This is a genomic window from Colwellia sp. BRX10-9 (assembly GCF_014077405.1).
GTDB lineage: Bacteria > Pseudomonadota > Gammaproteobacteria > Enterobacterales > Alteromonadaceae > Colwellia_A.
In genome coordinates this window covers 40,217-53,957 of sequence record NZ_JACGVV010000023.1, presented here as the reverse complement: position 1 = coordinate 53,957, position 13,741 = coordinate 40,217, and the positions used below count along the sequence as shown (strand labels likewise).

At 38.2% G+C, this 13,741-nt stretch carries 11 protein-coding genes; 5 read left to right on the top strand and 6 right to left on the bottom strand.

Annotated elements, in window-relative coordinates; translation table 11 throughout:
- Nucleotides 1-9 precede the first annotated feature (9 nt).
- Nucleotides 10-501 carry a peptidylprolyl isomerase gene (locus tag H4J69_RS13535; protein WP_070374269.1) on the bottom strand — a complete coding sequence of 164 codons (492 nt, stop codon included), beginning with the start codon at nt 499-501 and terminating at the stop codon, nt 10-12.
- A 190-nt stretch (nt 502-691) separates the two neighbouring features.
- Here H4J69_RS13535 and cysS point away from each other — a divergent pair, with 190 nt between their 5' ends.
- On the top strand, nt 692-2,077 hold the full coding sequence (gene cysS, locus H4J69_RS13530) for a cysteine--tRNA ligase (RefSeq protein ID WP_182222186.1): 1,386 nt from the start codon (nt 692-694) through the stop codon (nt 2,075-2,077).
- Between the two features lie 130 nt (nt 2,078-2,207).
- Here cysS and H4J69_RS13525 read toward each other — a convergent pair whose 3' ends face one another.
- Nucleotides 2,208-2,978, bottom strand: coding sequence for an ABC transporter substrate-binding protein (locus H4J69_RS13525; protein WP_182242782.1), 771 nt, complete (start codon nt 2,976-2,978; stop codon nt 2,208-2,210).
- A gap of 485 nt (nt 2,979-3,463) precedes the next feature.
- Here H4J69_RS13525 and H4J69_RS13520 point away from each other — a divergent pair, with 485 nt between their 5' ends.
- Nucleotides 3,464-4,054, top strand: a complete 591-nt coding sequence (locus H4J69_RS13520) for a carboxymuconolactone decarboxylase family protein (protein WP_182244859.1) — start codon at nt 3,464-3,466, stop codon at nt 4,052-4,054.
- Between the two features lie 272 nt (nt 4,055-4,326).
- Here the strand turns inward: H4J69_RS13520 and mltF are convergent, their stop codons facing one another.
- Nucleotides 4,327-5,697 carry a membrane-bound lytic murein transglycosylase MltF gene (gene mltF / locus H4J69_RS13515; protein ID WP_259364767.1) on the bottom strand — a complete coding sequence of 457 codons (1,371 nt, stop codon included), beginning with the start codon at nt 5,695-5,697 and terminating at the stop codon, nt 4,327-4,329.
- Nucleotides 5,698-5,959: 262 nt separating this feature from the next.
- Here mltF and purL point away from each other — a divergent pair, with 262 nt between their 5' ends.
- Nucleotides 5,960-9,886: a phosphoribosylformylglycinamidine synthase gene (gene purL / locus H4J69_RS13510; RefSeq protein WP_182244860.1), complete on the top strand. Its 3,927-nt coding sequence runs from the start codon at nt 5,960-5,962 to the stop codon at nt 9,884-9,886.
- Nucleotides 9,887-10,028: 142 nt separating this feature from the next.
- Here the strand turns inward: purL and H4J69_RS13505 are convergent, their stop codons facing one another.
- On the bottom strand, nt 10,029-10,919 hold the full coding sequence (locus H4J69_RS13505) for a universal stress protein (protein WP_182244861.1): 891 nt from the start codon (nt 10,917-10,919) through the stop codon (nt 10,029-10,031).
- A 376-nt stretch (nt 10,920-11,295) separates the two neighbouring features.
- On the opposite strand from H4J69_RS13505, the gene H4J69_RS13500 reads away from it, so the two are divergent.
- Both H4J69_RS13500 and H4J69_RS13495 read left to right on the top strand, forming a co-directional pair.
- A complete protein-coding gene (locus H4J69_RS13500) occupies nt 11,296-11,970 on the top strand; it encodes a nitroreductase family protein (RefSeq protein ID WP_182244862.1) in 675 nt (224 codons plus the stop codon).
- A 29-nt stretch (nt 11,971-11,999) separates the two neighbouring features.
- On the top strand, nt 12,000-12,590 hold the full coding sequence (locus H4J69_RS13495; RefSeq protein WP_070374262.1) for a MarR family transcriptional regulator: 591 nt from the start codon (nt 12,000-12,002) through the stop codon (nt 12,588-12,590).
- Here the strand turns inward: H4J69_RS13495 and H4J69_RS13490 are convergent.
- Both H4J69_RS13490 and tadA read right to left on the bottom strand, forming a co-directional pair.
- Entirely contained in the window at nt 12,546-13,184 is a 639-nt protein-coding gene (locus tag H4J69_RS13490; RefSeq protein ID WP_182244863.1) for a lytic transglycosylase domain-containing protein, read from the bottom strand. The two genes, H4J69_RS13495 and H4J69_RS13490, sit on opposite strands and share 45 nt — an antisense overlap.
- A gap of 44 nt (nt 13,185-13,228) precedes the next feature.
- Nucleotides 13,229-13,741: a tRNA adenosine(34) deaminase TadA gene (gene tadA / locus H4J69_RS13485; protein ID WP_182244864.1), complete on the bottom strand. Its 513-nt coding sequence runs from the start codon at nt 13,739-13,741 to the stop codon at nt 13,229-13,231.

Below are 13,741 nucleotides of genomic sequence, written 5' to 3'. Positions count from 1 at the left end.
TAATTTTTATTATTCAACAATCGCTGATTCAATAATGATTTCTTCTGTTGGTACATCGTCATGAAAACCCATACGACCAGTTTCAACCAGAGTCATTTTATCAACAATGTCCATGCCTTCAACAACTTCAGCAAATACACAATAACCCCAACCTTGCACAGATTCGTTTTTAAAATTTAAAAAATCGTTGTCGCTTAAGTTGATAAAAAACTGAGCTGAAGCTGAATGTGGCTCTTGTGTTCTTGCCATCGCTAAAGTGCCACGCTTATTTTCTAAGCCATTACTTGCTTCGTTTTGAATGGTTTCACGAGAATCTTTTTCTTCTAAGCCAGAAGCAAAACCACCGCCTTGTGCCATAAAACCTTTAATGACACGATGAAAAATAGTGCCGTTGTAAAAACCGTCTTCAACATACTGCTGAAAGTTTTTTGCTGTAAGAGGTGCTTTATCAAAATTTAATTCAATTTTGATATCGCCTAAGTTTGTTTTTAAAATGATCATTTTATTTACTCTTCAATTTCGATGTGGGAATTGTAAACGAAAGCACAGAACTGTAAAGCAAACTTATGGATAATGTGTAGGTAAATAATGACCCTAGCGCTTTGTTCGGGTACAATTATCGAAAATTGATATAATTTTTATTAACTATTAATTACCCCTATTTTAATCGTGATCGGAGCCAGAAAATCTTATGTTACAGATATACAATACATTGACCCGCCAGAAGGAAGTTTTTACCCCAATTGAAGCAGGTAAAGTCGGTTTGTATGTGTGTGGTTGTACGGTTTACGATTTATGTCATATCGGTCATGGACGTACTTATATTAGCTTTGACAACATTGCTAGATACCTAAGGTTTTCTGGTTATGACGTAAATTATGTCCGTAATATCACCGATGTTGAAGATAAAATAATTAAGCGGGCACAAGAAAATAACGAAACACCAGATGAGCTTACCGAGCGTACTATTGCATTAATGCATGAAGACTTTGATAGTTTGAATATTGAACGACCAGATATAGAACCAAGAGTAACGACGCACATGGACGAAATTATTGCCATGATCGTCACACTTGTCGAAAAAGAGCATGCCTATGTCGCCACTAGTGGCGATGTGTTGTTTGCTGTGTCGAGCTTTGCAGACTACGGCAAACTCAGCGGTCAAAATTTAGAGCAATTACAAGCTGGCTCTCGTGTAGAAGTCGACGAAAGTAAGAGGTCACCACTGGATTTTGTTTTGTGGAAGTCAGCTAAACCAGGCGATCCAAGTTGGGAATCACCTTGGGGAGCAGGGCGTCCTGGTTGGCATATTGAATGTTCAGCGATGAGCGCTAAAGAACTAGGTCATCATTTTGATATTCACGGCGGTGGCTCAGATTTACAGTTTCCACACCATGAAAATGAAGTAGCACAGAGTTGTTGTGCGCTTGATTCCCCTTACGTGAATTATTGGATCCATACTGGTATGGTGCAAGTTGACCAAGAAAAAATGTCAAAGTCACTCAATAATTTTTTCACTATTCGTGATGTGCTAAGCCAGTATGACTCAGAAACTGTTCGGTTCTTTTTAACCTCTGGACATTATCGTAGTCAGCTAAACTATTCTACAGATAATTTAGAACAGGCACGCTCTGCTCTAGAGCGTATTTACACGGCTTTGCGTGATGTTGAGGTGCTTGCTGATTTTTCACTAGATAAGGATGACACGTTTGTTGCTCAATTTATTAAAGTAATGAATGACGACTTTAATACACCACAAGCGTTAGCGGTATTATTTGATTTAGCCAAAGAGTTAAATGTCGCTAAAAATGAAAGCAGTGATAAGGCGCCTTATTTAGCCGCGACGCTTAAAGGTTTGGGAGAATTGATTGGTTTATTACAACTATCTCCAGCAAGTTTTTTACAAGGAAAAGGTGACAGCGATGAAGTCGCTGAAGTTGAAGCGTTAATAAAACAACGTAATGATGCGAGAGCAAGTAAAAACTGGTTATTAGCTGATGAAGCTCGAGATAAATTAGCGGCGATGAATATTATCGTTGAAGACAGTGCTGGCAAAACCACTTGGCGTAAAAGCTAATTTATAGCCGGTTAACAGCCAGTTGATAAAAAAATGACACCTCAATAACACATTGTTATTGAGGTTTTTTGTTTTAAAAGGCATGTTACTTTTTAAATTAGATGATTTACGAAATACAATAATGTGTTAATTACTGGTTGTTTGCTGTCCAGCGTTTAATTATTTTAGCAATTTCGCCACTTTGTTTTAATTTGGTAATGGCTTCATTAATAAGATTAAGGGTTTCAATAGTACAGGATTCACGGCTTAACATAATATGAATATTATCTTGGTATATTTTTAATGAGTGCATCTCAAACTCATCTTGCAAAAAGTATTTTTCAGAGAACACTTTCATCGTTACAGGGTCGACCAAAAATCCGTCGATGTGACCTTTTAGCAATAGTGCTACATTTTGCTCTAGGTCGATAACGTTATTAATATGGCTTTGAAAGTCTTTGGTTGTAATAAGTTTTTGAAATTCTTCACCATAAAAATATCCCCCTTCAACACCAATCATATAATTAGAATTAGCCAGATCACCTAATGTCTCGAGCTTAATTTTATCAGCCATGCCTTTTTTGACAAAAAGATTAACTTTCTCAAGACGATAAGGTAGAGAAAAATAGGCGTTTTCTTCTCGTTCAAGCGTATAGGATGCACCCATTGCCATATCCATTTTGCCTGTTTTTATGTATTGTAAATGTCTTTTCCAAGGCAGTTCAGTGAAGGTTACTTTGAAATTAGTTTCTTTAATAATCGCATTGAAAATATCGAAATCTAAACCAACAAGTTCTTGTTTTTTATTGTGGTATTGATAGGGATACCATAACTCCCAACCAACCGCATAATCTCTTGAAGGAGCAGTGTGAGCAGGACTATTTACAATCAATAATAGAACTAAGAGTATATATTTTTTCATTCTCTTTCTTCCATGCATCAGCTAATTAATGAATCGAGATCCTGATATTACGGTAACTTTATTTGCCTATAAATGCTTTATAGACAAATTTATATCATCATATTGCACTATCAATGGTACCAACAGCAACAATTTGTTACATCTACATTGACATAAGCTTAATTTAAAAGCAAAAAAGTGCAGTTGCTGTCGATAAAAATAAATTAATATTGGCGTTGAAACTATTAATTATTCGCTAGATAAACAGTAATACGGCTAGATTTAGCTGGCTCTGTAGTTTTTCGCTGCTTAACAGCGAACGCGTCTAATTTATTATTGCTAAAGTCAATTTAGCTGATTCTCATCGCCGTTTCTATGGCGTTATAACGCCTTATTATTTGATACTTTCCTAACCATTACATAAGTCGATGATGTTGCACTTGCAATATCATGGGTTTGTACTAATGTATCTTTAACGATTAGTTTAACGATACTTGGAGATAGTTATGGCGTTAGTCGAGCCACTTACTGGCGATGAAAATGAAGACATTACTGAGCTTGCCCGTTTCTTTAATGAAACGTTAGGTTTTTGTCCGAATAGTGTACTGACCATGCAACGGCGCCCAGCTGTAGCTAAGGCTTTTATTAGTTTAAATATTGCTGTAATGGCAAATGAAGGTAGAGTAACCGCTGAACAAAAACGTTTGGTGGGTTATATAACCAGTGCTAATACAGGTTGTCGCTATTGCGAGGCACATACAATTTTAGCGGCAGAGCGCTATGGTGGAACTGACCAAAGGTTAGCTGATATTTGGTCTTTTCGAACAAGTGATAACTACAGTAAAGCGGAGAAAGCAGCGTTTGAATTTGCGCTTGCGGCTTCAAGTGTACCCAATGCTGTTGACGATAGTATATCTGGCGAACTACATAAATACTGGGATAACGGTGAAATTATTGAAATTCTTAGCGTTATATCTTTATTTGGCTTTTTAAATCGTTGGAATGACTCTATGGGGACAACCATGGAAACAGGGGCTGTTGATGCAGGTAATCGACTATTGAACGAGTCAACATGGACTCAAGGTAAGCATACTTAAGGTTATTGGTGAAAACCAATAGTGATTTTCTATTGGTTTTCTATTAGGAAATGTCCCAAGCGACGGGTGTTTATCTTATGTTTTTGTCGTTGTAACTGTCTTTTTCTATGGGAACTTTGTACTTGTCGTCTAATTTTATTGTTCATTATGACTCTCTTTGAAGTTATCTACTTACTTAGTATTGCTTAACTGTGTTTCACTTTGATGACAACGTAAAAGTTATTGAGTGAAACAACAGCTAACTTCACATTAACACAGATTATCAACCTAAGTTATTCTATTATAGCGATGGCTTGCGTTTCCAACGGTTCAGGAAGAACATATTCTCTTGATTTATTATCCATCCAAGTCAAGGTATCGTAGTAACGTCTGATGTTTTCAACATAATTTACCGCTTCATCACCACGGGCATAACCGTATCGAGTTGGCTTGTAATATTTTTTTTGTTTAAGTAATGGTAAGCGATCTTTAACCTCTACCCAGCGGTCGGGATCACCACCTTGTTTTTCTGTTATTTTTCGTGCGTCATTTAAATGACCTAAACCAATATTATATGAGGCAAGTGCAAACCATAAACGGTCAGGGAAAGGTACTCTATCGGGCATTCTATCGATCATTTGTTTAAAGTATTTAGCGCCACCACGAATACTTTGTTCAGCATCTAAGCGACTTTTAATACCCATTTGCTTAGCCGTTGGCAAAGTTAACATCATCATACCACGCACACCTGTATACGAGCGGGCGTGAGGTTCCCAATGAGATTCTTGATAACTAATCGCGGCCAATAATCGCCAGTCAATCTCTTGGCTATACTTTTCAAAGAGCGGTTGGTATTGAGGCAGTTTACCTTCAACCGCTTTAATAAACATTCGGGTATCAACATAATTAAACTCTTCAACATGACCATAATATTTGTCATTAAGTGCTAATAATGTACCGTCGTGGTGTACTTTGCCAAAAAATTCAACAAGACTGGCATAGATTGATTGGTCATTATTTTTTCTAACTGCCCAAGCCAAAGGTTGTGGTTTTTTTATGGTAAAGCCAATGCTGATTTCAGGATAATAGCGGCGATTAACTGCTAGGGTATTGCTGTCGATAATGGTGTAGTCAATTTCTTCTGATAAAACTTTCAGTAATAATTCTTCGCTATCGAATTCATCACTGATTTGCCAAGTTAACTCACGATGGCTATTTTTTAATTGAATAAGATTTTCTTCATGGCTTGAATGCGCCATGATCAATAAATTCCCCGTTAAATCTTCTATGTCACGAGGTCGAATGCCGCCCTGTTTAAAAACAAGTTTTTGGCTGATATCATCATAACTAGGAGAGAAATTATATTTTTGACGTCTTTTATCGGTCACCGCTAAGCCTGCTGCTAATATATCGACTTGGCCGCTGTCTAATTTATCAAAAAGTTCTTCAAGGCTGTAGCTAGGCACTACTTTTAATTCAACACCTAATGAGTCTGCATAATTTTTTACCAGCTCATATTCAAAACCTGCAGCGTCTTCAGCTTCTAGATAATAACTGGTTAAGCCATAAATAGTACCGACCTTAATATAGCCACGCTCAATTATTCGCTGCAAACTGGCATTATCTTCTGTTGGCTGACAGCCGAATAGCAAAAAAGTACTCAAGAAGAATATGCTTACAAACTTGCTGATTTTTTTAACTATTTTAAAATTTATCTTAATCATATAAGGTCATTGTGGCGTGATTCCAGCTTTATTCAAAGCACTTTTTATCAATTATCAAGATTAACTGTTTAAGTTAATCTTTTAACGCTTATCAAAACCCTTTATATAAACTATAATATGCGCGATTTTTCTTCCATTATTTTAACTGCGAAAACGCAACTAAAATAAAACTAAACTGGTGATTACGTTTATGACGATGTTGATGAAAACCCTTCGCGGCGCTCCTGCTCTTTCAGACTTTCGAGTTAAAAAGTTATTGGCTCAATGCGCTGAATTAGAACTTCCTGTGACAGATATTTATGCTGAATTCACACACTTTGCACATATTTCAGCTGATCTTAGCGACGAAGAGTTTCAAGTTTTACAGCAACTTCTTAAGTATGGACCAAACATTGAAGAACATGAACCTGTTGGTCAATTTTTATTGGTTACTCCGCGTCCGGGTACTATTTCTCCTTGGTCTTCAAAATCAACAGATATTGCCCATAATTGTGGTCTAGCGAAAGTTAACCGTTTAGAACGAGGTATTGCTTATTATATTACCAGCAAACCTTTGGATGCAAAGCAGCAGGCTCAACTTAATCATTTAATTTCAGATCGAATGATGGAAACGGTCTTTACTGAGATGTCAGCAACTACTGCGCTTTTTGCGACGGCTGAACCCAGTGAATTAACCGTTATAGATATTGAAAATGGTGGTAAAAACGCATTAATGGCTGCTAACGTCGAATTAGGCTTAGCGCTAGCAGAAGATGAAGTAAATTATTTATTCGAAAACTTTACCAAATTAGGTAGAAACCCACACGACATCGAACTCTACATGTTTGCTCAAGCAAACTCTGAACATTGTCGTCATAAAATATTCAATGCTGACTGGACTATTGATGGCGTTAAACAGCCGAAATCGCTGTTTAAAATGATCCGTAATACCCATGAAATAAACCCTGACTTTGTCTTAAGTGCCTATAAAGATAACGCTGCCGTTATGGTCGGTAATAAGGGTGGTCGTTTCTTCCCTAATCCAGCAACCAACGTTTATAGTTATCATCACGAAGACATTCAAATTTTAATGAAAGTTGAAACGCATAATCACCCAACAGCTATTTCTCCTTACCCTGGAGCAGCGACAGGCTCAGGTGGTGAAATTCGTGATGAAGGCGCGACAGGTATTGGTTCCAAGCCCAAAGCAGGTTTAGTGGGCTTTTCAGTATCAAATTTACGCATTCCTAATTTTGTTCAACCCTGGGAAACTGATTTTGGTAAACCAGATCGTATCGTTTCAGCATTAGACATTATGTTGGAAGGTCCTTTAGGCGGAGCGGCATTTAATAATGAATTTGGCCGTCCAGCTATTTTAGGTTATTTCCGTACTTACGAAGAAGAAGTTAACTCGTTTAATGGCTCAGAGGTTCGTGGTTACCATAAACCCATCATGCTAGCCGGTGGTTTGGGTAATATTCGTGACGAACACGTACAAAAGCGTGAAATTATTGTTGGTGCTCACTTAATCGCACTTGGTGGTCCGGCAATGAATATCGGTTTAGGTGGCGGAGCAGCATCATCAATGGCTTCTGGCCAATCAGCCGAGAACCTCGACTTTGCTTCTGTGCAACGTGAAAATCCAGAAATGGAACGTCGTTGCCAAGAAGTTATCGATAAGTGTTGGCAGCTTGGCGAAGACAACCCTATCGCTTTTATTCATGATGTTGGCGCAGGTGGTTTATCTAATGCATTCCCTGAATTAGTGTCTGATGGCGGTCGTGGCGGTGTTTTTGAACTGCGTAATGTTCCTAATGATGAACGCAGCATGGCTCCTCATGAAATCTGGTGTAACGAATCTCAAGAACGTTATGTTATTGCGGTATCAGACAAGAATTTAGCAACTTTTGAACAAATATGTCTTCGTGAACGCGCACCATTCTCAGTGGTAGGGCGTGCAACCGAAGAGGAACACTTAACGGTTACTGATGCACATTTTTCTGGTAATGCTAAATGCGATACCCCGATTGATTTGCCGCTTGAAGTCTTATTAGGCAAAACGCCTAAAATATTTAAAGATGTCGCCACAGCTAAAGCAGCGGGTGATGTGTTCTCTTTAACGGACATTGCCTTAGCGGATGCCGCGGACCGCATATTGTCATTACCGACAGTTGCAGAAAAAACGTTCCTGATCACCATTGGCGATCGCTCGGTAACAGGTATGGTTAATCGTGATCAAATGGTTGGTCCTTGGCAAGTACCTGTCGCCGATTGTGGTGTTACCGCCTCTGCGCTTGACTCTTATCATGGCGAAGCGATGTCTTTGGGTGAACGTACACCGGTCGCATTATTAAACTTTGGCGCTTCTGCTCGTTTAGCGGTCGCTGAATCACTAACTAATATTGCCGGTACAGATATCGGTGATTTAAACCGTATAAAATTGTCTGCTAACTGGATGTCACCCGCAGGTCACCCAGGTGAAGATGCTGGTTTATACGAAGCGGTTAAAGCCATCGGCGAAGAACTTTGTCCTGCGCTTGGCTTAACTATTCCGGTTGGCAAAGACTCAATGTCAATGAAAACCAAATGGGAAGATAACGGCGAAGAAAAATCAGTCACTTCACCTATGTCATTAATCATTACTGCTTTTGGTGTTGTTGAAGATATTCGAAAAACAGTCACCCCTGAGTTAAGAATAGATCAAGGCGAGACTCGAATTCTAGCTATTGATTTATCAAAAGGTAAAAAGCGCTTAGGTGGCTCATGTTTAGCACAGGTTTATAAGCACTTGGGTAATGAAACCCCCGATGTAGATTGTCCTGAAACCTTAAAAGGCTTCTTTAATGCTATGCAAACCTTGGTTCGTGATGAAAAGCTTATTGCTTATCACGATATTTCTGATGGTGGTTTATTCACAACTGTCGTTGAAATGGCTTTTGCTGGTCACACCGGTGTTGATATTGATTTAACAAAATTAAGCTCAGTTTCAGGTAATGACATTGACGTATTGTTTAATGAAGAGCTCGGCGCTGTTATTCAAATTCGTGAAAGCGATGTTGCAGCGATTGATGCTATTTTAGCGGCTCATGGAATTTTAGATTGTTGTACTGATATCGGCCGCATTAATAACGAAGATACGCTTCGCTTTAGCCGTGATGGCAAGGTAGTACTTGAAAATTCTCGTACTTACTATCGTACCGTCTGGGCACAAACCACCTACAGAATGCAGTCACTGCGTGATAACCCTGAATGTGCTCAACAAGAACATGATGTTAAGTACGATACCGAAGACCCAGGTTTACATGCTGAGCTTACTTTTGATATTAATGAGGATATTGTTGCTAAGTTAATTGCACAAGATTCATTGCAGGACACTAACCCTAAAATTGCGATATTGCGTGAGCAGGGCGTTAACTCTCATGTTGAAATGGCGGCCGCTTTTGACCGTGCTGGTTTTGTTGCCATTGACGTGCATATGTCTGATATTTTATCAGGGCGTGCCGATTTAGCTGACTTTAACGGTTTAGTCGCTTGTGGTGGTTTCTCTTACGGCGATGTATTAGGTGCTGGCGAAGGTTGGGCAAAATCTATCTTGTTTAACAAAGATGCTAAAGCCATGTTCAAAGCCTTTTTCGAACGCCAAGATACTTTTACTTTAGGTGTTTGTAATGGTTGTCAGATGTTATCTAACCTTAAAGAAATTATTCCAGGTTCAGCAGCGTGGCCACATTTTGTACAAAACAAATCTGAACGTTTTGAAGCACGTTTCTCATTAGTTGAAATTCAAGAAAGCCCCTCAGTATTATTTAAAGGCATGTCAGGTTCTCGTATGCCGATTGCTGTTTCTCATGGTGAAGGTCATGCAGAATTTAGTTCTGAAGAAGCCATTGGTGCAGCCAATGATTCTGGCACGGTTTCAATGCGTTATGTTGATAACTATGGTCAAGTTACTGAAACTTACCCAGCTAACCCGAACGGCTCGCCAGACGGTATTACCGCCCTAACCACAACAGACGGCCGTGTTACTATTATGATGCCACACCCTGAGCGTGTTTTTAGAACGGTTGCAAACTCATGGCACCCAGATGAATGGCAAGAAGACTCACCTTGGGTACGCATGTTCCGTAATGCGCGTGCTTTTATTGGTTAATTTTTTTGAGTGTGTCTAGTTAAAAATAAAGCACTTAACCATTTAATGCTGTTCACTTAAGGTGAACGGTATTTTTTTGTCTAAAATTATTTTAATCAGAAAATTATTTATAGGGTTGTTTTAATAAGAAAATAATTTTTGCTCAGTGGTGTGGTTTATTTGCATGGTTATTAGATTGCTTTAATGCTAACAAGTCACAATGTAAGTTATTTAAAACATAATCAAGCGTGTGACCTTTAATTCTAGATAACCATCCTTGGTGTTCCCCATATCCCATAACCACAACATTCGCATTATATTTATTTGCTAAAGATGGAATAATATCATCGGCTAATCCTTCCTCAACGTGTAAATTTTCACCTTTAAAATGATAGGGTTTAACGAATGATGTCAGATGATCTAAATGATTTTTAGATTGTTTCATTGACTTCATTGGCTGAAAGGAAACACTGCAACTTTCTAAATAACAATTAAACAAATGAATATCACTCATTAATAGTTTTGCTAAATCAGATGATTTTTCAATAATTTCATTATTAAATGTTTTATGCGTTACGGTATTTTCCTCTGTTTCAATAGCCGCTAGTACATTGCCATTATTTAACCATTGATGGTCACCAACGAATAAAACTGATGTATCTGAAACACGTAATAAATGCGTATACTCTGCTTGTTCAAACGTCCAAAGGTGTGGTGCTTTTTTTAGGTTTTCTGCTACCACCAAGTCATACTGATTTTCCTTTAGTTGCTTTTTTAGCGTGATAAATTGATCGCGCTCCTCTCGTATTTTATAGTTAATAGAAATACCTTCTTGTTTGGCAAGATGAATTAAGCTATTAATTTTTTCTTCATTAACTAACTCAGTCGTTGTTTTATGATTAAGCCAGCGTTGATAGCGAGAAGGTTTTTCTTTTGTTGCTAAAACAGTGACGCGAGCGTGATTATTTTTAGCCAAAAGTATCGATTTTTTTAGTGAAATTAAATCGCTCGTTCTAGGTTTAACTAGCGTTAATATATTTGAGAAGCTATCCATGGAAGTGTCTCCAGTTACTTTAAAAGCAAATAATTAAATATAGTTTATTTATGAAAATAGGTTATGTAGCCACAAGACTTATTTAAACTTAAAAAGGAAGGATTTATAATAAAATAATCATAAAAAGTAGAACATATATACAGATTTTAATTGTTGATTTTAGTTTATTGAAAATATTAGCGTTAATTGTAAAATTAATTATAAAGCGTAATTTTACTTAACTGCTTTGATTTCAATTTATTTAACTTATCGACAATAGTGTAAAAATATAGGTACGGAAAATAGCATGCTGACTATAATTGTTGTTGCACTTGCAATATCTGTGCAGTGTTATATCCTGCTAGCTATTGGTATTAAATAAAATGGATAAATCTCGATGCAAGATCATGACTCAAGCCCGCTCACCGATTACATTGAATACCCTGTTGAAGAAATGCGCTTGCGTTCTGAAAACTTCTACTTGGATATAAAGCGTCGCCATAGCATTCGCAATTTTAGCGATCGCCCTGTGCCTAAAGAGATTATAGAAAACTGTATAAAAGCGGCTGCAACGGCGCCAAGTGGTGCTAATCATCAACCTTGGCACTTTGTCGCTGTACATAGTAGCGATATAAAAAAGAAAATTAGAGAACAGGCTGAATTTCATGAACGAGGCTTTTATGAAGGCCGAGCAGGTGAAGAGTGGCTAGGTGCTTTAAAAGCGCTCGGCACAGATGCTAATAAACCTTACTTAGAAAATGCACCATGGCTTATCGCCATATTCAGCCAAAAGAAAGGTGGCATAAGTTCAACAGAGAAAAACACTAACTATTATGTTCATGAATCTGTTGGGATCGCGACGGGCTTTTTAATTAATGCCTTGCATACCTCTGGTTTAGTGACGCTAACCCATACACCAAAACCTATGTCTTTTTTAAGTAAAGTGTGTGGACGTCCAGAAAATGATCGCGCTTATATGTTACTTATTACCGGCTATCCAAGCGAAGGTGCTACTGTGCCTCAGCATGCTTTAGTTAAAAAACCACTGAATGAAATTGCGACTTTTTTGTAGTCCTTATTTTAAAACCCTGAGGTACTCTCATTACTATATCTGCCAGAAATAAAGCGTTTAGACTAACGAAAGAAATAGCTGAACCCTTAGATTTAACCAAGCACTTACCGTTTAGAGTCGCGGTTGTTAGCAATTTACTCGCTTTAAATCGTGACTGGAAAATTCGTGAACTCTGTGATCTAGAACCCAGAGAAATGCGCGTTCTATTAAATATTGGCTCATACATGCCGATTAAATCAGCGGACATTGCTTATCAATCTCGTATTGATTCTTATAATGTTAGTCGTGCAGTAAAAGCATTAGATAAAAAAGGTTTAATCGACATTCGTCGAGATGAAAAAAGTAAAAACATTAAAATTTTAGCCCTAAATGATCAAGGTAAGGCATTATATCAACAGCTTACTACCGCGATGGAGTTGCGTTCAAAAGAGCTTGAAAGTGTTTTAACCGCTGATGAAACTAGTGCTTTTTATAATACGCTCAGTAAAATTGAAGATAAAGTCGAACAATTACTAGCGAAACAAGCACTCACTAAAATAGCACAAGGTGAAGATGCTCCTGGCGATCAAAAAGAATTAATTCGTTGGTACAAAAAAGGGCGAAGTGGTGATGTGGGTTAAATAGCGCTGATGTAAAATTTTTACCCGTTCAACATAAATTTCAGTTTCAGGGAAAGGGGGCACGCCGTTATACCTTTTAACAGCACCTTCGCCTGCGTTATAGGCCGCTGAAACTAACGTAATATTACCACCGTACTTTCTTATTAAACGTGCTAAATGTTTACTGCCTGCGCTAATATTTTGTTTAGCATCGAATGAATTCCTAACGCCTAACGCTTTAGCTGTTGCCGGCATTAACTGCATGAGCCCTTGTGCGCCAGTTTTAGACAAAGCCTGTGGGTTAAAGTGTGATTCGGCATGAATGACCGCAAGAATAAGGGCAGGGTCAATTTTATAAAGCTTTGCCTGTTGATTAATGGTTGTTCTGAAATGATCGATAAATAAACGCGTGTTATGCCAGTTAACCATAGCGTTAAGTTTACAGGCAAAGCAACCTATGCTGACCTGTTGATAACTTGAGGTACTAGGGGGAATATCAGAAAAAGAGCTGATGCCTTTTTCTGATTGATATTGGTAAACTCTCACACTATCTTCTGCAATGGCATGATGAGTGAAGCACATAAATAGGAACAATAAGCCGCAAGATAATTTCAATAAAACGCTCTAGATTGAAGTAACAATAATACTGAGTATAGCGCTTATTTTTGTACTAACTTCGCTTGCTGTTTTAGCACTTTTTTCTCAGCTCTGCGGCGTTTAAAAAAAGCGGACAGTAATTGGCTACATTCTTCTGCCATAATGCCACAAGACAGCACAATTTGATGATTATGCTTTTCATCAGACAATAAATTAAAGGCACTACCTGCAGCGCCTGTTTTTAAGTCTGGCGTCGCGTACACCACGCGTTTAATTCGGCTATGTACCAATAAACCAGCACACATTGGGCATGGCTCCAATGTTACATAGAGCGTACAGTCGAGCAGACGGTAGTTTTGTAAAGCTAAGCCAGCTCGGCGTATCGCAACCATTTCAGCGTGGGCTGATGGGTCGTTAAGTGTAATCGACTGATTGTAGCCTTCACTTATCACTTGATTATTAGCGACAACCACAGCACCAACGGGGATTTCATTAATCGCTTCTGCTTGTTGGGCAAGCTCAAAAGCTCGTTGCATAAACACTTGGTCTAATGCTTGTTGTGCTTCGCTATCCAT